Here is a 20,523-nt window from a genome sequence, read left to right as displayed (position 1 = left end):
CACGCCGGGTGAGTACCTGGCCCCGAGCACCTGGTTCACGAAGCGGGCTCCCCCGCGTCCGCCGCGCGCAGCATCCGCTGGGCCAGCCCTCGTATGTGCGCGGCCAGTTCGGGCGGCTCCCGCACCTCGAATTCGAATCCGAACGCGGCCGTCCACACCGCGAGTTGGTCCAGGCTGTCGGAGCCGATGCGGAGGACGCAGGTGTCCGCGTCCAAGGGCTCGACCACGCCGATCGTGGGCGGCACCTCGTCGGCCACCTCGTGCGCGGGCGCGTGCATGGTGAGGACGGCGCGGTGGCGGTAGCGCGTGGTGGTCATCGCCTCGGCGAAGTGCCCGCCCAGCCGTTCCTCGGGCGCCGGCAGGTTCCTCGGTGTGAAGCGCGGCCCCGTCGGCACGCGGAGCGTCAGCCGGTCGGCGCGGAAGCGCCGCCAGTCCTCGCGTGCGGTGTCCCAGGCGAACAGGTACCACCGCCGTCCGTCATGGACCAGGCGGTACGGCTCGACGTCCCGTACGGACTCGCCGCCACCGTGCGCCACGTAGTCGAACCGCAGCCGCTCATGGTCCCGTACGGCCGCGGCGACGGCGATGAGCACGTCCTGTTCGACGGTCGGCCCCGGCGAGGGCAGCGTCACCAGCGCCGAGCTGAGCGCTCCGACCTGGCGCCGCAGCCGGGAGGGCAGGCCCTGATCCAGCTTGGCCAGCGCGCGTACGGAGGTCTCGGCGATCCGGGCGACCGCGCTGCCCGCCGCTGTACGCAGCCCGACGGCGACCGCGACGGCCTCGTCGTCGTCGAGCAGCAGCGGGGGTACGGAGCTGCCCGCCGCCATCCGGTAGCCGCCGCCCACACCGCCGATCGCGTCCACGCGGTAACCCAGCTCCCGCAGCTTGTCCACGTCACGCCGCAGCGTCCGCGCGCTCACCCCGAGCCGCCCGGCCAGCTCGCTGCCCGGCCAGTCGCGATGCGCCTGCAGCAGTCCCAGCAGCCGTAGCAGCCGCCCCGATGTCTCCAGCATGCGAAGAGCCTCGCACCGATCGCGGTCAGGATCCGGCCGCGATTGCTCCTAGCGTCATCCCCAGCTCAACCAGAACCCGGAGCACGCCCGCGCCACCCGCCGCCCACATACGGGGCACGCACGCGGCACGTACGCGGGAACGCACAGGAACGCGCGGCACAGACGCGGCGCTCCAACCCGCAGACCACAAAGGCCACATCCGGCCCTCCCGGGCCGCCTGACAACTTACGGAGAACCCCGTGACCATCCTCGTCACCGGTGCGACAGGCACCGTAGGACGCCACCTCGTCACCCAGCTCCTCGCGGACGGGCACAAGGTACGCGCACTCACCCGCACCCCTGAACGGGCCGCCCTCCCTGCCGGCGCCGAGGTCGTCGGCGGCGACCTGACGGACACCGCGAGCCTCGCCGCCGCGTTCGAAGGGGTGCACGCCGCGCACCTCATCACCTTCGGCGGCGCCGACTTCGCCCCCCTGACCAACGGCGAGGAGATCGCCGACCTCGCCCGGCGCTCGGGCATACGCGGCGTGACCCTGCTCAAGGGCGACGTGGCGAAGTCGCCGCTGGAAGAGGCCATCGCGGCCGGCGGCCTGGGCTGGACGGGCCTCGCGCCGGTCGAGTTCATGTCCAACACGCTGGAGTGGGCGGACACGGTCCGCACGGAGGGCGTCGTCCGCGAGGCGTTCCCCGACGCGAAGAGCGCCTTGATCCACGAGGCGGACATCGCGGCCGTCGCCGCCACCCTCCTCACCACCGAGTCACACGCGGGCCAGGAACACTGGCTGACGGGCCCCGAGGCACTCACGGTCCCGCAGCAGGTCAGCATCCTGGGCAAGGCACTCGGCCGGGAGCTGCGCTACGTCGAACTGTCCACCGACGAGATCGTCGCCCAATGGCGTGCCACCGGCTTCTCCGACGAGGACATCGACTTCTTCCTCACCATGCGCACCAACCCCCCGCACGGCGAACCCCGCCCCCTCCCCACCGTCGAAGACCTCACCGGCACCCCGCCCCGCACCTTCACCACCTGGGCCCATGAGCACGCCGACGTGTTCAGGGCGTGAGCGCGTCCGTCGTGCCGCCCGTTGAGGAGCCCACGCGCGTGAGGATGAGGATGGCCATGTCGTCCTGGCGTTGGCCGCCGGTCCAGTGGGTGACGGAGTCGGACAGGGTGTCGGCCAGTTCGTCGGGGTGGCGCAGCGGGGTGCCGCCGAGGCTGCGGACGACGTCGAAGAAGACGCCGTCGCGGTCCCTGGCCTCGGTGACGCCGTCCGTGACGAGCACGAGGGAGTCCAGGGGCGCGAAGGTGTAGGTCTCCTCGGCGGCTTCGCCGCGCTCGCGCCCGAGGCCCGTGGACAGGGGGAGTTCGGGGTGGGAGGGCTCCAGGCAGGTCACCTCTCCTCCGTGGAGGAGGTACGGCGCCGGGTGCCCCCTGTTGAGCAGGGTGACCGTCGCACCGCTCGGCGGGATCTGTACGAACAGCGCGGTGACGAAGCCCTCGATGTCGTCCAGGGTGTCGTGCCGGCGCGCGCCCTCACGGTCGAGCGCCCGGTCGAGGCGGTCGGCGAGGTCGTGCAGGCTCGGCGCGTGCTCGGCCGCCTCCCTGAACGCGCCGACGACGACGGAGACCGCCGACACGGCCCGTAGTCCTTTGCCCCGGACATCACCGATCATCGCCCGGATCCCGAACGGGGTCTCCTGGAGCGCGTACAGGTCACCGCCGATCGCGGCCCCCAACTGGGCCGCGACATAGCGGTCGGCAACCGCGAGCGGGCCCACACCCGCGGGCGGTGCGGGCAGCACGGCACGCTGCGCCGCCTCGGCGACGTTCAGCGCGACGGCCAGGTTGCGTCCCTGTCGGTCGACCAGCCACTTGATCCACAGCCCCACCATGCTCACGAGCAGCACGGCGAGCACGTCCGTGATCATCGCGGAGCTCTCGCGGCCCGTGTAGTAGGCGAGCCCGGCCGCCGAGCCGCAGGCCAGCAGCGCGAACAGCACGCTCAGGCCGAAAGGGAAGACGATGCCCGCCACCAGGGGCGCGCAGGACAGGAGGGGAAGCCCGTAATAGGGGCGCATCGCGAACACGTCGGCCGCCGCGCCCCCGAGCAGGAGCAGCACAGGCGCCACGTACGGCACCTTGACCAGCACCTGGGGGCTACGGGGCACCCGGCCTCCCTGTGTCGTTTCGTCACCAGTGCGCAGCACGCCGCTCCGCTCTGGAGATTTTCCCATTTGCCCACATTTACGCGCTGGCCGCGCGCCGTACTGGAGTGTCGCGGCGCCCCCGCCCCCTACGTGCGGGAGCGCCGCTACCGCTGCGGCGAAGCCTCACCGTCGCCGGAACCTCGCACCGTCGCCGGAAGCCCCGCCCCGTCGCCGGAGCCCCGCCGCGCGGTAAGCCGCTCAGGCGGGCAGGACGCGTTCGAGCGCGGAGACGACCTCGGGGGCATCGGGCTCGGTCTGCGGCGCGAACCTGGCTGCCACGGTGCCGTCGGGCGCGACGAGGAACTTCTCGAAGTTCCACCGGATGTCACCGGTGTGCCCCTCTGCGTCGGGTGCGTCCACGAGCCCCTGGTACAGCTCGTGCCGGCCCTCGCCGTTGACCTCCACCTTCTCCGTCATCGGGAACGTGACGCCGTAGGTCGCCGAGCAGAACGTGGCGATCTCCTCGGCCGTACCCGGCTCCTGCTCCATGAACTGGTTGCACGGCACCCCCAGCACCGTGAACCCGCGCTCCGCGTACTGCTCGTGCAGCTTCTCCAGGGCCGCGTACTGCGGGGTCAGCCCGCAGCGCGAGGCCACGTTCACCACGAGTACCGCTGAGCCCTGGTAGCCGGCGAGGTTCGCCGGGCCGCCTGTCAGCGCGTCGATCTGCACCTCGTGCAAGGACATGTTGTGCCTCCACCACGTCGGGCCCGGGGCGCAGCCGCCACGGGCGCCACAGGGGGTTCCGTACCCCCACCAACCACCTCACCCTGACACGCAGCCCTCCTGGACAGGAGCGGCGGGGACACCGGAACGATCGCGGGACAGCGACCGCGGGGCAGCGACCGCACGACCGCCACCCCGCACCACGACCGCCACCGCACCACCGTCACCGCACGACCGCGACCGCACGACCGCCACCGAAGGGCAACCGCCGGAGGGCAGCCGCCGGTCCGGCCGTCAGAGCAGGGGTGCCAGGTGGGCGTGTGCCCAGGCGGCCAGGGGTGTCGGCGTGGTCGTCAGCACCGTGCGGGTGTCCTCCGGCACGAACCCGGCCAGCATCCAGCCCGTCATCCCCACGATCCCCTCGACCTGCTTGTCACCGAGCCCGGCTGCCCGCAGTGCCGAGCGCAGCTCGTCCTGGGTGATCCGCTCGGCCCGCACCGGGCGCGCGACGGCCTGGCTCACGATCGCGGCGACCTCGGCGAAGGACAGGTCCTCCGGCCCCTGCACCGCCTGCACCTGGCGCCCCGACCAGCCGGTCGACAGCAGCCGGGCCGCCGCGATGTCACCGATGTCGCGGGGGTCGACCCAGGGCATCCGGTGGTCGAGCGGCAGCGGCGTGCGCAGTACGCCCTCGTTCCGCAGCGCGTCCAGGTCGCCGAGCAGGTTGCTGAAGAAATACCCGGCACGCAGATGCAGCACCGTGCGGCCCGTGGCGTCCAGCAGCTCCTCCGTACGCGCGAGCCCGTCGATCTCCCCCGCGCCCGACCGCAGCTCGGCTCCCCCGCTGCTGAGGAAGACCGTCCGCGTGATGGCGTTCTCACGCATGGCGCGCGCCGCGTTGGCACCCATGCGCGCGTAGCCCTCCACGGGGTCCTCGTCCCCCGTGGGCGGATCGACCCAGAACAGCGCCTCGGCGCCCCGCGTCGCCCGCACCACCGCGTCGCCGTCCCCCTGGTCGCACGTGACAGCGTCGACACGCTCCCGTACGGGTGCCGGCAACCGGCCCGGGTCCCGCACCAGCACGGTGGGCCGCACGCCCGCCTGCACCAGCAGCTGTACGACCCGCGACCCCACCTGCCCGGTCGGCGTACTCACCACGATCTTCACTGCTTCGTCCTCCTCAGGGCTGCGGAGACCGGCACCGGTGCACGCACCGGGCCCGACCTGTGCTCTGCTGTCGTACATGTCTGAACGGATCATCGCTGCCACCGACGGATCGTGCGACCCCAATCCCGGCCCGTGCGCCTGGGCGTACGTCATCGCCGACGCGGACGGAGGACCGGCCCGCACCGTCTCCGGCGCACTGGGGCACGGCACCAATCAGGTTGCCGAACTGGCCGCCGTACTCGCCCTGTTGGAGGACACCACCGGACCGGTCACCATCTACGCCGACTCCGTCTACGCCATCAGGTGCCTGACGACCTGGCTGCCGAACTGGCAGCGCAACGGCTGGCTCAACTCCAGCAAGAAGCCGGTCGCCAACCGCCATCTCATCGAGCAGGCCGCCGCCCTCATGGTGGGCCGCGACGTCCAGTTCACCTGGGTACGCGGCCACAACGGCCACCCCTTGAACGAGGCGGCCGACCAGGCAGCCAAGTACGCGCTGACAGCCCCGGTCCACCGCACCTTCGCGCCGGCCCCAGCCCCAGCCCCAGCCACGGACACGGACATGGCCCCGGCTCCGGCCACCGTCACCGCGACCGCTCCGACGCTCTGGTAGGAAACACCGTCCGACAGCACCGGACCGGCGAGCATCCGGGCGTAACCGGGCAGCACACACCCGAGGCAGCCCCCCGGCAGACGCCGGCGCACGTCACGGCAGGGGCATCAGCCGGTAGAAGACCGTGGTGACCAGGTCGCGCGCGTACTGGGCGTCGAGGAGACCGGGGCGGAAGAGGATGCGGTACATCATGGGGGCGACGACGTGGTCCATCAACGTGTCGGTGTCGGGCACGTGTTCACCGCGTGCGGTGGCGCGGTCCAGGATGGTGTCCACCTGCTCGACGGCGTAGGCGGAACACTGGCCCGCGTTGCCCCCGTCGGGGTCCCCCGCGAGCGCGTCGCGGATGTACGAGCGGCCGGGCGGCGAGGACATCTCCTCCAGGAAGTCGACGGCCCAGTGCTCCAGGTCCTCGCGCAGGGAGCCGAGATCCGCCGGGGGCGTCTCGGGGCGCAACCGCTCCACCGCGACGTCGGACAGCAACTCGGAGATGTCTCCCCAGCGGCGGTAGACCGTGGAGGGTGTCACACCGGCCCGCGAGGCGATCTGCGGAACGGTGAGCTCGGCGCGGCCGTGCTCGGCCTGTAGTTCACGCACAGCCGCGTGCACCGCTTGCTGCACGCGGGCGCTGCGTCCGCCCGGACGGGCGGCTGCTTTGGGACTCATGACAGACACCTTAACGCAAAGACGTTGCGCGCTGGAGGTCACACGGTGACCGGTGCAAGGCGCGTGACCTCCCCTCGCGTCGCCTCGTAGGCGCCACCGGTACGCAGCAGCGTGGCCTCGCCGAGCGGCCGTCCGATGAGCTGCATGCCGATGGGCAGTCCCACGCCGTCGTGGCCGACGGGCAGGGACAGGGACGGCATGCCGGTGATGTTGGCCGGGGCCGAGAGCCGCACATAGCTGTCCGAGACGCTCTCCTCGGTCCCGTCGGGCCAGGTCACCGTCGGCCGGTCGCTGAGCGCCGCGGTGGAGGGCACGGTCGGCGCCGCCACGACGTCGACCTCTTCGAAGAGCCGCTCCCATTCCCGGCGCATGAGAGTACGGGCCCGCTGCGCACGCAAGTAGTCGCCCGCCGGGAGGAGTTCACCGGCCTCCAGCAGGAGACGCACGTCGGGGCCGTACAGCTCGGGGGACGTACGCAGGGTCTTCTCGTGATAGGCCGTGGCCTCGGGCACCATGTGGCCCCACTGGACGGCCTGGACATAGGCGGCCATGGGGATGTCGATGTCCACGAGCCGGGCGCCGAGTGCGGCGAGATGGTCGATGGAAGCGCGGACGGCGGCCTCCACCTCGGGGTCGACCCGCTCGAAGTAGTAGTTGCGCGGCACCCCGACGCGCAGCCCCCTCAGGTCCTCGCGCGTGTGGCCGGCTCCCCCGCCGGCGCCGGACGCGTCGTCCGCGCCGTACGGGCCGTGGCCGGCGGCGAAGGCGGCGCCGGGGGTGTTCAGCGACGTGGCGTCGTTCGGGTCGTGGCCCGCGAGCGCCGCGAGGACGAGCCCGGCGTCCTGGACGGTGCGCGTGATGGGGCCCACGTGGTCAAGGGACCACGACAGGGGCGTCACACCGTGCCGGGAGACGAGCCCGTAGGTGGGCTTGAGGCCGACGACACCGTTCAGCGACGAGGGCACGCGGATCGAGCCACCGGTGTCCGTACCCAGCGCGAAGGTGGCTCCGCCCGCCGCGACGGCGACGGCGGAACCGCCGCTTGAGCCGCCCGCCACCCGGTCGGCCGCCCACGCGTTACGGGTCTGCGGCGTGGTCAGGCCGTACGCGAACTCGTGGGTGTGGGTCTTGCCCAGCAGCAGCGCGCCCGCTTCCCTGAGGCGCCTGGCGACGGTGCTGTCCTCGGCCGCCGTGTGGTGCCGGCGCACCCGTGAACTCGCCGTCGTCGGCACTCCGGCCGCGTCGATGAGGTCCTTCAGCCCCATGGGCACGCCGTGCAGCGGGCCCAGGTACCGGCCGGCCGCGATGTCCCGTTCCGCCCGGTCCGCCGCCTGGCGCACGGACTCGGCGAAGACCGCGACGTACGCGCCCAGGTGCCCTTCCGTTGCCTCGATCCGCTCCAGTACGGAGTCGGTCAGCTCGACCGGTGAGAGTTCACGGGTCCCGATCGCGCGCGCCGCTCCGGCGAGCGACAGCTCATACGGTCGCATGTGCCTGCTCCTCTTCCTCGATACGTACGGTTTCCCCGGCCACGGCCGTCCCGGCAGCCGCCGCGCTGTACGTGGCCGCTGGCGGGGTCTCGTCCAGGTCCAGCGCGTGGAGCACGCCGATCACGTTCCTGATGTGACCGGCCGTTGCGACGACGGCCTCCCGCCTGGCCTGTTCCTCGTCGTGCGATTGCCCTGGCTCTGCGGCTTCCGCCGCCTCCGGGACCTCTGGGGCTTCTGCGGTGGTCATCGGCTGATCCCTTCAGGACGTACGGGGAGCGGTCGCCCCCGTGGGTGGGTCAACGCGCTTCCGCGGTCCGTGCCACAGCGCGTGGCACATAAAAGCGAAAGGTTTGCGTTAGTGGGACCGTACGGCATACCGTCTCTCTAACGCAAAGAAACAGCTTTAAATGCGGGGCGGCCCTCCGTCCGCCCCGCCCGGAACCATCAGGGAGACCTCCATGACCCCGTCCGCCACGGCCCCGTCCGCACCCCTCGCCACCGGCACACCCGTCGCCACCAGCGCACCCCTCACGGCCGGCGCGACCGCTCCGACCTGGGCGGTCGGCGACCTGCGCGTGCACCGCATCGACGAGGCGGAGCTGCCGGGCGCCACCGGCCAGTGGCTGCTGCCCGACGCCACCCCCGACGTCGTACGCGGCACCCCCTGGCTCCAGCCGGACTTCGCCACCCCCGACGGGGTGCTCCGCCTGTCCAGCCACAGCTTCGCCGTCGAGACGAACGGGCTGCGGGTCCTGATCGACACCGGCATCGGCAACGGCAAGATCCGCGCCAACCCGGCCTGGCACGACCTGAACACCCCGTACCTCGACCGCCTCACGGCGGCCGGCTTCCCGCCCGAGAGCGTCGACCTCGTCGTTCTGACCCACCTGCACGCCGACCACGTCGGCTGGAACACCCGCGAGGACGGCGGCGACTGGGTGCCGACCTTCCCCCGGGCCCGCTACCTCACCTCACGCACGGAGTGGGAGTTCTGGACAACGAGGGAGCTGGAGCCGCCGCGCGCCCAGATGTTCCGCGACTCCGTCCACCCGATCCACGACGCGGGCCTGCTCGACCTGGTGGACGTGGCCGACAGCGCCGGCAGGGGCGCCGGTGGCATCGAAGTCGCCCCGGGCATCCGCCTGTTGCCCGCGCCCGGACACACCCCTGGTCAGGTCGCCGTCGAGCTGCGCGGCGCCGACACCACAGCCCTGATCACCGGCGACAGCATCCACCACCCCGTCCAGCTCGCGCACCCCCACCTCACCAGCTGCGTCGACATCGACCCCGCCGAGGCCGTCCGCACCCGCAACCGCCTTCTCGCCACCCACAGCGAGGCCCTCCTCCTGGGCAGCCACTTCCCCCACCCGACGACGGTCGCCCTCGAAGGCTGAGGCGATCAGGGCGGGGCAAGCCGTCCCACGGCTCCGGCGTCAGCGGGTGTCTGCCCGCGCTCGGCATGCGGGTGCGACGGTGGGCGGCGTACGTCACCGTGCGACGGCCCCGGAACGAGCCGCTCAGACCCGAGCGGCCACCACATACCGCTCGTCCTCCACGGGGCCGCCCCACAGGTCCGCGTTGTCGCTGAGCGTTTCGATACGCAAGGAGGCGACCAACGGCTCCAGGCAAGCGGCCAGTTCAGCGGCGCCGACACCCCCGCCCCAGGGCAGCGCCCCCGCCCCGGGCGCGTACGGCGCTCCGGCCTGGCCCGCCTCCCGCCAGCGCCCCTCGACCAGCAGCAGCGTGCCGCCAGGGCGCAGCCGCGCCGTCCACTCGCGTAGCGCCGCCTCGGGATCGGGGAGCGTCCACAGCACATGCCGGCACAGCAGCATGTCGAACCGCTCCTCTCCCGTGGGCGGCGCACCCGCGTCACCCACGAGGAACCGGCCCGCGAGCCCCGCCGCAGCCAGCTTGGCGCGGGCACGGTCGACCATGCGGGGCGAGAGATCGACGCCGGTCACGCGGTGCCCTGCCGCGGCCAGGAGCGCGGAGAGCGAACCGGTTCCGCACCCGGCGTCGAGGATGTCGCTCGGCGCCGCCGGCGCCCACGTACGCAGGAGCGCGTCCCAGGCGGCGCGGGTGCGCTCCGTCCGCAGGCCGTGGTCAGGTTCCTCGTCGAACGCCGCTGCCGCGACATCCCAGTACTCGGTGATCACAGCTTGTGAGTCGCTCATCCGCGCATGCTCTCAGCGCCCACTGACAGCGTGAGGTGCTGGGCCGGGATGTGGGGTTGGGGTGTCGGCGGCGGGGTGGGGGCGGGGGTCAGGGCCAGGCGGTGGTGAATCAGGATGGCGACATCGGTGAGGGTGCCGGCGCCGCGTACGAGTTCCATGGGAGGCAGGTCGATGTCGAACCGCTGGCGCACGGCGACCAGCAGTTCGGTGGCCATGAGGGAGTCGAGGCCGTACTCGTCGAGCCTGCGGTGCGGGTCGAGTGCGTCGGCTTCCTGGTGCATGACCTTGGCCAGCATCTGTGCCACGGTGCCGCGCACGACGGCGAGCGCCTCTTCCGGGGGCAGTGCGGACAGTTCCCGCAGGGCCTCGTCCCGGGTCTGTCTCGCCCCTTCGGCCTGCGGCGGTACCAGCAGGCCGTAGCGCGGGGTCCTGAGAAGGGGCGCGTAGTCGGCGGCACGCGACCAGTCGCAGCGTTCGGCACCCGCGACGGGCACGTCCCGTCCCGTCACCTCGTCCAGCACGGTGAACGCCTCACGCACGCCGAGGGAGCGGAGCCCGGCGGCGGAGAGCACGGGTGCCAGGTTGTTGCGGTGTACGTATCCCGTGTCCCCCAGGACGCCCCAGGCGACGGCGTGCGCGGGCAGACCGTCGGCGCGGCGCCTTCGGGCGAGGGCTTCGAGATAGAGGTTGCCGGCCGCGTAGGGGACCTGCTGCATGTTGCCCAGCCCTGCGGTGCTGGAGGAGAACAGCAGGAACAGATCGAGGTCGCGGTCCCGGGAGATCTCCTCCAGCACATCGGCGCCGGTCATCTTCGGCGCGAGCACGGAGGCGATCCGTTCGTCGCACAGTTCCGTCAGTGGCGCGTCGTCCAGGTGCATCGCGCAGTGCGCCACTCCACGGAGCGGGTGCGGCCCCTCGTCCAGCTGGTCGGCCAGCTTCCGCAGCGTTTCGAGGTCGGTGACGTCGGCCGCGACGGGGGTGGCCAGGACGCCGCGCCGCGCGAGCGCGCCGACGATCCCGGCGGCGTCCGGTGCCTGGGCGCCGCGACGGCTCACGAGTGCGAGGTGGCGGGCCCCGTGGTCGGCCAGCCATTCGGCCGTTGCCGCGCCGAACCCGCTGAGGCCGCCGGTGACGAGGTAGGTGCCGTTCTCGTCCAGCGTGCGCCCGCACGGCGCCGCGGCGACCGGCACCGTCTCGTCCAGGGGGTCGAAGGAGACCACGACCTTGCCGAGGTGCCGGGAGTGGCGCATCAGCTGGAACGCCTCGGCCACCCGTGCCGCAGGGAAGACGCTGTGCGGCAACGGCCGGAAGGCGCCCGTACGCACCTGCCGGGTGATCTCCGCGAACAGGGCCGTGGCCGTTTCCGGGGCGCGGACCAGCGCCGTCGCGTCGATGCCGAAGAAGGCGAGGTTACGGCCGAACGGGGCCATGGGCAGCGGCTTGTTCTCGTAGATGTCGCGCTTGCCGAGTTCGATGAAACGTCCGCCGGGCGCCAGCAGTTCCATGCTGCGGGGGATGGCGGCGCCCGCGAGGGAGTTGACGACGACATCGACGCCGCGGCCCCCGGTCAGCTCCTTGACCTGCGGTGCGAAGGAGAGACTGCGTGAGTCGAGTACGTGCTCGACGCCGAGCACGCGCAGCACGTCGCGCTTGAACTCGCTGCCCGCCGTGGCGATGACGCGGGCGCCGCGGACCCGCGCGAACTGGTGCAGGGCCAGGCCGATACCGCCGGCGCCGCCGTGCACCAGAACGGTTTCCCCGGCCCGTAGCCGTGCCTGATGGTCCAGGCCGTACAGGATCGTGGTGAAGACCACCGGCAGGGTGGCGGCCTCGGTGAAGCTCATTCCGTCCGGGATGTGCCCGACGGCGCACTCCGGTGCTGTGGCGTGCGAGGACAGGGAGCGGGTCGCCGCAGCGAAGACGCGGTCACCGGGCTGCACGGTGTCGACGCCGGGGCCGACGGCGGTCACGACGCCCGCGCACTCCAGGCCGACGCCGGTGTCCACGTGCTGGTCCTGGGCCTCGGACGGCAGCAGTCCCGTCACGTCCATCACGTCGCGGTAGTTCAGCGCGGCGGCGCGCACCTCGATCGCCACTTCTCCCGGCCCCGGCGCCGGTGCCGCCCTGGGCACCCAGGCCAGTTCGTAGGACAGGCCACGGTTCCGTACATCCAGCGTGTAGCCGCAAGCGGGTGCGGCGCGGTCGTCACGGGCAGCGGGGAGGGCGAGCTGACGGGGTACGAAGCGTCCGGCGCCGGCGAGAACGACCTCGTCCTCGGGCCCCGGCGCGAGCAGTTCCCCCGCGAGCCGGTACGCGTCGGTTGCCGCGTCGCCGGAGCGCTGGAGGCTGATCCGCCGCACCGTGGCGCCCGCGCATTCCGTGCTGAGCGAGCGGGCCGCACCCCATACGGCGGCGTCGGCGGGGCACTGGGGCAGCTCGGGCGGCGGCAACGCACCGCTGGGCCGCGTGACCACCCACAACGTCAACTCCCGCTCGTGCTCCCGCGCTTGGCCGGACCGCTTCGCCCGGTCCTCAGACGCCTGGGCGAACGCCCGCAGCACGGCAGCCCGCCGCGTGGTGCGCTCGGCCGGCGCCTGCCCGCCACTCTCCGCCGTACCGGCCAGCAGCAGCACGAGGTGCGTCTCACCCGGCCCCTCGGGCACATGGCGCAGCCAGTCCCCTGCGTGCTCGCTCACCGCGACACGGCGTACGGGGCCGCCTTGCGAACCGGTCAGGAGGGTACGCACCTCGTCGGCCAGCGGGTCTTCGGCGGGAGTCTCCGTCGCGAGGATCCAGGCGGCCTCCGGTGGCGGCGTGGGCAGTACGGGCCTCGCGGGTTCCCGCCAGGGTGCGGAGGCGAGGACCACCGAAAAGACGGAGGACTCGGAGGAGTCGGGGGAGGAGTCGGAGGGGCCGGAGGGGCCGCCGCCCGGGGCGGCGTCCGTGTCCTCGGCGTCCGTGTCCTCGGCGCCCGTCCGCACGATGTCGGTGAAGCCGCACTTCTCCAGCAGCGGCGCCCACTGGTCCCGGGGCAGCAGCGGCGAGTCCGGGCGCAGCCCTCGGTCGGTGTGGTGGCGCCAGAAGCTGTCGAGGAACCCGAAGACGGGTGCGAGCTGGTCGGCCGCGTGGTACTCCGACGCGAGCAGCCTGCCGCCGGGGGCCAGCAGCGTGGCGACCCTGCGGAGGGCGGCTTCCAGGTCCTCGCTTGCGTGCAGCGCGTTGGCGGCCACCACGAGGTCGAACCCGCCCTCGGGCAGCCCCTGTTCGCGCGGCTCCGCGTCGAGGTCGAAGGTGCGGTAGTCGACGAAGTCGTAGGCGGCGAAGCGCTGTCGGGCGCGCGGCAGGAAGTAGGCCGAGATGTCGGTGAAGAGGTACGTCGTACGGTCGGCGGGCAGCAGCGGGAGCAGGGCCGAGGTCATGCCGCCGGTACCCGCACCGACTTCGAGCACCCGCAACGGCCGGTCGGCGGGCCAGTGCCGCACCATCGCGCGCACCAGCGCCTGGGCGAGGCGGTTGTGGAAGCGGCTGGCGGGCGCGTTGTCGTAGAACTGTTCCAGCGCGTGTACGGTCCCGCCCTCCGTCAGCAGCTCCAGCGGGTCACGTTCTCCGCGCAGCAGCGCGGACATGTGGGCGGTGTTCCGCATGCCCAGGGCCAACTCGTTGCACAGCGCCGGGTACCTCTCGAACACGGCCCCGGGAGAGACGGCCCCGGGCGAGGAGGACGGCCGCCACCGTTCTTCGCCCGCGGCTTCCGCCAGCCCCTGGCGTTCCATGCTCGCCAGCATCAGGCGGCACAGCGACAGATGGGCTTCCCGCACCCCGGCATCCGCCAGGTCGGCGAGGGTGAAGGTGTCGGCGCCGTCGGGCAGTAGTTCCGTGAGGGCGTGCGCGAGCAGGCCGGCGAAGACCTCGTGGGCCGCCTTCAGCGCCTCGCCGTGCTCCGCCGAACGGTACTCGGCACGCAGCGCGGCGAGTTGACCCTCGCAGGAGGCGACCAGCTCCCGGGAGCCGGGCAGCGGGCTGCCCGGCGCGGGGTCGCCCGGGTGCGGAGCGGCCCGCAGCACCGTCCGGTGCAGGGTCAGCGGCGTGTGCGCAGGGCCCGCGAGGCGGCGCAGGCGGCAGCCCTCCAGCTCGACGGTGACGGTGCCGTTCTCGTCGGTGACGGTGACGTCCCAGCAGACCTCGCCCGCCGTACGCCCGCGCTCCCGTACGTGAACGAGCCCGCTGGAAGCGGGAGTTCGCCACACCCGTACTGCGCCGAACGCGGCGGGGAGGAAGGTGTCGCCGTCGACCATCAGGTCCTCCAGCAAGGGAGCACCGGCCTGGAGCGCCCCGTCGAGCAGCGCGGGGTGCGCCTCGAACTCGGCGTCGTCCGGCGCCTGGTGCCGGTAGGAGGCGACGACCTCGCCCGGCCCCGTACGCAGCTCGGTGAGGACCTGGAAGGCGGGCCCGTAGCCGAGGCCGTGTCGTCGCAGCGCCTCGTACAGGTCCTGGCCACTGCGCGTACGGGTGCACCGGCCGCGTGCTTCCGACAGGTCGAGCGGCACGGGCGCCGTGCCCAGGCGTTCGCGTACCCGGGCGCGTACGTGCGGGCGCGGTTCGGTGGTGTGCGCGTCCGTGCTGGAGAGGGTCGCCGTGCCGTCCTCGGGGTTGAGGGCCAGCTGGACATGGACGCTGGAGGCGTCGTCCCAGGGGAGGGTCAGCGGGCGGGTGATCTCCACGTGGTCGGCCTCGGCCGGGGCCCCGAGTGCGCGCCGGCCGGCGGCCAGGAGCATTTCCAGGTAGGCCGTGGCGGGCACGACCACGGAGCCGGCCAGCGTGTGGTCCGCCAGCCAGGGCATCAGCGCGGGTTCGACGGCGCCGTGCCAGGTCGGGAGCGGGGAGGGCATCCGCTCGCCCAGCAGCGGGTGTTCCGCCACGCCGCTGCCGCTGCTGCGCACCCAGTCGTGCGGGCCGCCGGACCAGTGGCGCGCACGCTGCCAGGGGTAGGCGGGCAGATCCTTCACCCGGCCTGGCCGCGGGAAGTACACGTCCGTCCCGATCCCGGCGCCTGCCGCGAGAACGGCCGCCGTCGCGTCCCCCAGCGCGGGGCCCGAGGGCTGCGCGCGCCGCAGGGTCGGCACGACGGCCGCCTGAGCGCCCTCCCGCGCCGCCACGGCGCGGCGCAGATAGGTGCGCAGCACAGGATGCGGCCCCACCTCGACGAACACGTCGGCACCCGCGTCGAGCGCCGCCTCGACAGCAGGCGCGAACCGGACGGGTGCGCGCGCGTTCTGCCACCAGTGGAAGGCGTCCAGTTCACCGCCTTCGGTCTGCCGCCCCGTGACCGTCGAGTACAGCGGTACCCGCGTGGGCGAGGGCGTCAGCCCGTCGAGCCCCTTGAGCAGCGGGTCCCGTACGGGCTCCATGGCGGCGCTGTGGAAGGCGTAGTCCAGGTCCAGCACGGTGCACGGTGTCTGCTGCCCCGCCATCTCCCCTGCCAGGCGCCGCAGTTCCGCCGTGGGCCCCGACACCGTGACGTCCCGGTCGGAGTTGACGGCGGCCACCTCCACACCCGGGTAGGCGCGCAGAAGGTCCGCTGCCTGGTCCTCCGGGAGCGCGAGGGCCGCCATGCCGCCTGAGCCCGCGGTCACGGCCTGTGCCTGGCCGCGTTCCGCGATGACCAGGGCCGCCTGCTCCAGGGTCAGCGCCCCCGCGATGTGCGCTGCCGCCACTTCCCCGACGCTGTGCCCGAGGACCGCCGAGGGAACGATGCCGGCCTCGCGCAGTACGGCGGCCACGGCCACCTGTACGGCAAACAGGAGCGGCTGGGCGACCTCGGTAGCGGCCAGCTCCTGCCCGGTGACGGTGCCGAGCCGCCGCGCCACCGACCAGCCCAGATGGGGCAGCAACGCCGCGTCGGCCGCAGCCAGTGCCTCGCGGAACGGGCCTTCGCAGGCGGCGAGGTCGGCGCCCATGCCCGCCCACTGTGAACCGTTCCCGGCGAAGACGAAGGCCACCCGGCCCCGCTCCGTCGCCTCGCCCACGGCCCCGCCCTGCGCGGGTGAGGACGCGGGGCCGTTCCCGGGGCCGGGCTCGTTGCCGGGGCCGGGCTCATTTCCTCGCTCGCTCCCGTTCCCGGGACCGGGCTCGGGCTCGCTCTCGTTCCGGCGCTCGGGCTCGCTCTCGGTGAAGAGGTGCCTCAACCGGTCGGCCGCCGCCTGTGGCCCGTCGGCCAGCACCACGGCCCGGTGCCTGTGCCTGCCGCGCCGCACGCTCGCGGTGTACGCGAGGTCGTAGAAGCTCCCCGGCTCGGCCCGGGCCAGCCGCTCCGCCGTGCGCACCGCCGCCTCGCGCAGAGCCTGCGGGGTACGGGCCGAGACCAGCACGGGCAACGGCGTACGGACAGCGTCCGGCTCCCGCGGCTCCGGGGGCGATCCCGCGTCCAAGGCATCGGCGGAGGCCGGGTCAAGGACCGGGGCAGGGGCAGGGGCCGGGTCGGGAGCTGCGAGGACCACATGGGCGTTGGTCCCGCCGAAGCCGAAGGAGTTGACGCCCACGACCGGTCGGCCCTCGGGCCGTACGGGCACGGGCCTGTCGGCCGGGGCCAGGTTCAGGGCCGTGAAGTCGATGCCGGGATGGGCCGGTTGGGTGTGCAGGGTGGCGGGAACGGTACGGTGCCGCAGCACCAGCAGCGCCTTGAACAGCCCCGCCATGCCGGAAGCCGGCTCCAGGTGGCCCAGGTTGGACTTCACGGAACCGATGGGCAGCGCGCCACCGCTGCGGCGTACCCCCAGGGCCCGCCCCAGCGACCGGCACTCGGCCGGATCGCCGGTCGGCGTGCCGGTGCCGTGTGCCTCCACGTACACCACCTCGTCGGGGTCCACACCGGCGTGCGCGTAGACCCGGCGCAGCAGTTCCTCCTGCGCCTCGGGGTTGGGGAGGGCCACGCCGACCGTACGGCCGTCGCTGTTGGTGCCGGTGCCCAGGACGACCCCGTGAATGCGGTCGCCGTCCTCCAGCGCGTCGTCCAGCCCCTTGAGAACCACGATCCCGCCGCCTTCAGCCCGTACGAACCCGTCGGCTTCGGCGGAGAACGCGGCGCACCTGCCCCGGGGAGAGAGCATGGACGCCTGCGAGAAGCCCACGTAGGGGTACGGGCTGAGCAGCACGTTCGCGCCTCCCGCCAGTACCGCGCGCGAGGTGCCGTCGCGCAGGGTCGCGCAGGCGCGGTCCAAGGCCACCAGCGAGGAGGAGCACGCGGTGTCGACGACCATGCTGGGTCCGTGCAGGTCGAAGAAGTGCGAGAGCCGGTTGGCCGCGAGGGACGCCGCGGCGCCCAGCATGGTGTACGGGTTCACGGAGCGCGGATTCGCCAGTTGGGACATGCCGTAGGACGCGTCGGAGAGCCCGACGTACACCGCCGTGTCCGAACCGGCCAACGCGTGGGGCGGGATCGCCGCGTCGTCCAGCGCCTCGACCGCCAGCTCCAGCAGCAGCCGGTGCTGGGGGTCCATCTGCCCTGCCTCCTTCGGCGTGATGCCGAAGTAGTCGGCGTCGAAGGAGGCGATGTCGGTCAGCCAACCCCCGGCAGCCGTATAGCTCTTGCCCCGGCGCCGCATGCCGGTGTCGATGAACCGCGTGGGGTCGAACCGGTCGCCGGGGGCCTCCTCGACCAGGTCCCGGCCGTCCTCCAGCGCCGACCACAGGTCGTCCAGCCCTGCGATCCCGCCGGGCAGCCGGCAGGCCGCCCCTACGACGGCGATCGCCTGACCCGCTCGCCCGCTCATGTCCCGCTGCACGCTCATGTCCCACATCCGGCCCTGATAGTGCGGTTTCGTCGCACGGCTGGACTGTTGACAGACACAGCCGCCCCTCACGGAGAGTGCTCTCACGCCCCATCTGATCACGATGTGTAGCGACCGTCGGAGGGTGCGTTCGCCGCTACGTCCCGCAACAGCGGGGCGTACGCCGCGCGACGGCACCCCCAAAGGGTGACGCGAAGCGCCCGGTTGACCACCCGCACGAGGCACCCCCACGGGCACTGCCACGAGCCGCCCGGCCCCCGTCGGCGCCGGTCAGCGCCTCAGCGCCGGTCAGCCCGTCAACGCGGGTCAGCGTCCCGCTCCCCCGCCGCACCGCGAGGACCGGGCATCAGGTCCGGGGCCGGGTGCGGGGCCGGGTCCAGGTCCCGTGGCGCGGGCGCACGCCCGGGCTCGGACTCGGGCTCGGGGGCCGACTTGGACCCGCGGGCCGACTCGGGCCCGGGGGCGGGCGTGAACGCGGGAATCAGGCCCGAGCGGCGGGCGAAACGGTGGTGCCAGCGGGCCAGAGGTGCGGGCGCCCACCAGTTGAGGCGTCCGGCGACGCTCATGAACGCCGGGACCAGGACGCCGCGCACCACGGTGGCGTCCACCAGTACGGCCAGCGCGAGCCCGAACCCGATGAGCTTGATCAGCGTGATGTCCGAGGTGACCAGGGGAACCAGCGCCGAAGCGACCAGCAGCGCTGCCGTGTTGATGACCCGTGAGGTGCGGGCCAGTCCGGTCTCCAGCGCACGTACCGGGTCGAGGCCGCCGCGGTGCAGCTCCTGGATCCGCGAGATGAGGAAGACCTCGTAGTCCACGCAGAGCGCGAAGGCGACGCAGAACATCAGCACCGGAACCGAGGTCTCCAGTTCCCCGGTCACGGTGAACCCGCCCAGCAGCCACGCCAGATGGCCGTCCTGGAAGACATGCACCATCGCGCCGAAGCTCGCGCCCAGGCTCACCGCGCCCATCACCAGGGCCTTGAGCGGGACGACGACCGAACCGGTCAGCAGGAAGAGCAGCAGCGCCACACAGCCGCCGATCAGGCCGGCGGCGAGCGGCAGCCGGTGCGCCAGCGCCTCCTTGGTGTCCAGCACCCTGGCGGGACGGCCCCCGACCAGCCGGGGCCCCGGGGCTTCCTGCGCGCGCAGCCGTTCGACGAGCCCCTCGTCCCGCGTCGCCGGGCCGCTGCCCCGTACCTGCAGCCAGGTCGCGCCCTCGGACCCGTACAGCAGGGAGGCGGTCGGCTGTCCCGCCGTGCGCCGCCCCTGCCGGTACGTACCGCCTGCGCCCTCCACCTTGGCCACCCCCTCTACTCGGGACAACCGCCGTGCGTACGCGTCCAGCGCCGCCTGGCCTTCGAGGGGGTCAAGGCGTGGCAGCACGATGCTCACCACGCGGGTCCACGGCAGCGCGAACTCGTCCTCGATGTGCCGTGCGGCGGCGTGGGATTCGACGCCTGCGGGCAGCACACGCTCGTCGGTCGGCCCGAACCGCGCGTGCCCGAAGGGCAGCAGCAGCGTCGCCAGCAGAAGCGAGGCGCCGCCGCCGGCCAGCACCGGACGGCTGACCGCCAGGGCCGCGACCCGCGCCCCCACCGATCGCGCCCCCCTCGACCGGGCCCCCGCCGACGACCCCGCCACCCCGCCCACCCCGCCACGCCGCCTGCGGGCCAGCGGGTCCCAGCGGTCGATACGGGGCCCGATCACGGCCAGCAGCGAGGGCAGCACCAGCAGCGTGGCAGCCGAGGCGAAGAGCACGACGGTGATTCCGGCGACCGCCAGGGAACGCAGGAACTGCACGGGGAAGAGCAGCAGCACGCTCAGACAGACAGCGACGGTCGCCGCGGAGCAGAGCACCGCCCAGCCCGTCGTCCGCATGGTCGTACGGATCGCGGCTCCCGTCGCGGCGCCCTCGGCGAGTTCCTCCCGGTAGCGCGTGACCACGAACAGCGCGTAGTCGATCGCCAGGCCGAACCCGAGGGCCATCGTGACGCTCCCCGCGAAGGTGGAAACGGGCACGTACAGCGCGGCCGTCCGCAGCACGGCGAAGCTCCCTGTCACCGCCAGCAGTCCCACCAGGGCAGGCAGCAGCGCAGCCGTCAGCGAGCCGAAGGCGACCAGCAGGATGAGGAAGGCGAGCGGCAAGCCCAGCAGTTCGGCCCTGCGCAGATCGCGACCGCTCTCGTCGGCCGCCTGCACGCTCGCCCACGAGGCCCCCGTCGCCGACACCTCGAACGGGCCACGGTCCCCGTGGAACCTCGGCACCAGCTCCCGCGCGGTACGGGCCGCGGCCGTCTCGTCGCCGGTCAGGTCCGCGACGATCAGGGCCGAGCGCCGGTCACGCGACAGCAGCCGCGGCTCGTTCTCCGTCCAGTAGGAGAAGACCTGCCCCACACCGGGCTGCCGTGCGAGCCGCACCGCCATGGCACGCCCGGCCCCGGCCGCCCCTGAGCGGGTCACGGTCCCCTCGGCCGCCCGTACCCGCAGCACCAGGTCCGGCACGCCCGCGCCGAAACGCTCGCGCAGCACGGAGTCCGCACGGACGGCCTCGGTGTCCTGGGCGATGTAGCCGCCCGACGACGTCCGGTCGCCCACGAGCGCCGCCGTCGACGCCAGTGCCACGCCTGCCAGGAGGGCGCAGACGAGCACACGCCACGGATGCAGCACCAGCCACCGCGTCACCGGGCCCACCCGTTCCCCGCTCGCACGCACACCGCGTATCCGGCGCCACCGGAAC

Annotated in this window: 13 protein-coding genes; 3 read left to right on the top strand and 10 right to left on the bottom strand. The window is 73.2% G+C overall.

Annotated elements, in window-relative coordinates:
- Window positions 1-35: 35 nt before the first annotated feature.
- Complete coding sequence (locus tag NMN56_RS34925; protein WP_274039406.1) at window positions 36-1,013, bottom strand: helix-turn-helix transcriptional regulator; 978 nt, start codon at window positions 1,011-1,013, stop codon at window positions 36-38.
- Window positions 1,014-1,252: 239 nt separating this feature from the next.
- Here NMN56_RS34925 and NMN56_RS34920 point away from each other — a divergent pair, with 239 nt between their 5' ends.
- On the top strand, window positions 1,253-2,077 hold the full coding sequence (locus NMN56_RS34920) for an NmrA family NAD(P)-binding protein (protein WP_274039407.1): 825 nt from the start codon (window positions 1,253-1,255) through the stop codon (window positions 2,075-2,077).
- Here the strand turns inward: NMN56_RS34920 and NMN56_RS34915 are convergent.
- From NMN56_RS34915 to NMN56_RS34905, 3 genes are all read right to left on the bottom strand, one after another.
- Complete coding sequence (locus NMN56_RS34915; RefSeq protein ID WP_274039408.1) at window positions 2,067-3,182, bottom strand: PP2C family protein-serine/threonine phosphatase; 1,116 nt, start codon at window positions 3,180-3,182, stop codon at window positions 2,067-2,069. The genes NMN56_RS34920 and NMN56_RS34915 overlap by 11 nt on opposite strands.
- Window positions 3,183-3,419: 237 nt before the next feature.
- A complete protein-coding gene (locus NMN56_RS34910; RefSeq protein ID WP_274039409.1) occupies window positions 3,420-3,908 on the bottom strand; it encodes a glutathione peroxidase in 489 nt (162 codons plus the stop codon).
- A 273-nt stretch (window positions 3,909-4,181) separates the two neighbouring features.
- On the bottom strand, window positions 4,182-5,147 hold the full coding sequence (locus NMN56_RS34905; RefSeq protein WP_347178695.1) for an NmrA family NAD(P)-binding protein: 966 nt from the start codon (window positions 5,145-5,147) through the stop codon (window positions 4,182-4,184).
- Here NMN56_RS34905 and NMN56_RS34900 point away from each other — a divergent pair.
- Window positions 5,131-5,667 (top strand): ribonuclease H family protein, encoded by a 537-nt coding sequence (locus tag NMN56_RS34900; protein WP_274039410.1) that lies wholly within the window; start codon window positions 5,131-5,133, stop codon window positions 5,665-5,667. The genes NMN56_RS34905 and NMN56_RS34900 overlap by 17 nt on opposite strands.
- Window positions 5,668-5,760: 93 nt before the next feature.
- Here the strand turns inward: NMN56_RS34900 and NMN56_RS34895 are convergent, their stop codons facing one another.
- The 3 genes from NMN56_RS34895 to NMN56_RS34885 are packed head-to-tail and all read right to left on the bottom strand — an operon-like array spanning window position 5,761 to window position 8,070.
- Entirely contained in the window at window positions 5,761-6,333 is a 573-nt protein-coding gene (locus tag NMN56_RS34895; RefSeq protein WP_274039411.1) for a TetR/AcrR family transcriptional regulator, read from the bottom strand.
- A gap of 38 nt (window positions 6,334-6,371) precedes the next feature.
- Window positions 6,372-7,823 carry an amidase gene (locus NMN56_RS34890; protein WP_274039412.1) on the bottom strand — a complete coding sequence of 484 codons (1,452 nt, stop codon included), beginning with the start codon at window positions 7,821-7,823 and terminating at the stop codon, window positions 6,372-6,374.
- Window positions 7,810-8,070, bottom strand: coding sequence for a hypothetical protein (locus NMN56_RS34885; RefSeq protein WP_274039413.1), 261 nt, complete (start codon window positions 8,068-8,070; stop codon window positions 7,810-7,812). The genes NMN56_RS34890 and NMN56_RS34885 overlap by 14 nt, the downstream gene beginning before the upstream one ends.
- A gap of 211 nt (window positions 8,071-8,281) precedes the next feature.
- On the opposite strand from NMN56_RS34885, the gene NMN56_RS34880 reads away from it, so the two are divergent.
- On the top strand, window positions 8,282-9,217 hold the full coding sequence (locus NMN56_RS34880; protein ID WP_274039414.1) for an MBL fold metallo-hydrolase: 936 nt from the start codon (window positions 8,282-8,284) through the stop codon (window positions 9,215-9,217).
- Window positions 9,218-9,340: 123 nt separating this feature from the next.
- Here NMN56_RS34880 and NMN56_RS34875 read toward each other — a convergent pair whose 3' ends face one another.
- From NMN56_RS34875 to NMN56_RS34865, 3 genes are all read right to left on the bottom strand, one after another.
- On the bottom strand, window positions 9,341-9,997 hold the full coding sequence (locus NMN56_RS34875; protein ID WP_274039415.1) for a class I SAM-dependent methyltransferase: 657 nt from the start codon (window positions 9,995-9,997) through the stop codon (window positions 9,341-9,343).
- Window positions 9,994-17,784: a type I polyketide synthase gene (locus tag NMN56_RS34870; protein ID WP_274039416.1), complete on the bottom strand. Its 7,791-nt coding sequence runs from the start codon at window positions 17,782-17,784 to the stop codon at window positions 9,994-9,996. The genes NMN56_RS34875 and NMN56_RS34870 overlap by 4 nt, the downstream gene beginning before the upstream one ends.
- A 296-nt stretch (window positions 17,785-18,080) precedes the next feature.
- The gene (locus NMN56_RS34865; protein ID WP_274039417.1) at window positions 18,081-20,468 is read right to left on the bottom strand and encodes an MMPL family transporter; all 2,388 of its coding nucleotides are present in this window, start codon (window positions 20,466-20,468) and stop codon (window positions 18,081-18,083) included.
- Window positions 20,469-20,523 lie beyond the last annotated feature (55 nt).

It is taken from the genome of Streptomyces iconiensis (genome assembly GCF_028657195.3).
In the GTDB taxonomy this organism is placed as follows: Bacteria; Actinomycetota; Actinomycetes; order Streptomycetales; family Streptomycetaceae; genus Streptomyces; species Streptomyces iconiensis.
The sequence above is the reverse complement of the archived record's forward strand: the minus strand, read 5'-3'. Positions and strand labels throughout refer to the sequence as shown.

Coding starts and splice junctions, on each gene's coding strand:
- NMN56_RS34895 (WP_274039411.1), bottom strand. CDS start 6,333: ATGAGTCCCAAAGCAGCCGCCCGTCCGGGCGGACGCAGCGCCCGCGTG.
- NMN56_RS34905 (WP_347178695.1), bottom strand. CDS start 5,147: ATGATCCGTTCAGACATGTACGACAGCAGAGCACAGGTCGGGCCCGGT.
- NMN56_RS34880 (WP_274039414.1), top strand. CDS start 8,282: ATGACCCCGTCCGCCACGGCCCCGTCCGCACCCCTCGCCACCGGCACA.
- NMN56_RS34900 (WP_274039410.1), top strand. CDS start 5,131: ATGTCTGAACGGATCATCGCTGCCACCGACGGATCGTGCGACCCCAAT.
- NMN56_RS34890 (WP_274039412.1), bottom strand. CDS start 7,823: ATGCGACCGTATGAGCTGTCGCTCGCCGGAGCGGCGCGCGCGATCGGG.
- NMN56_RS34925 (WP_274039406.1), bottom strand. CDS start 1,013: ATGCTGGAGACATCGGGGCGGCTGCTACGGCTGCTGGGACTGCTGCAG.
- NMN56_RS34910 (WP_274039409.1), bottom strand. CDS start 3,908: ATGTCCTTGCACGAGGTGCAGATCGACGCGCTGACAGGCGGCCCGGCG.
- NMN56_RS34885 (WP_274039413.1), bottom strand. CDS start 8,070: ATGACCACCGCAGAAGCCCCAGAGGTCCCGGAGGCGGCGGAAGCCGCA.
- NMN56_RS34870 (WP_274039416.1), bottom strand. CDS start 17,784: ATGAGCGTGCAGCGGGACATGAGCGGGCGAGCGGGTCAGGCGATCGCC.
- NMN56_RS34875 (WP_274039415.1), bottom strand. CDS start 9,997: ATGAGCGACTCACAAGCTGTGATCACCGAGTACTGGGATGTCGCGGCA.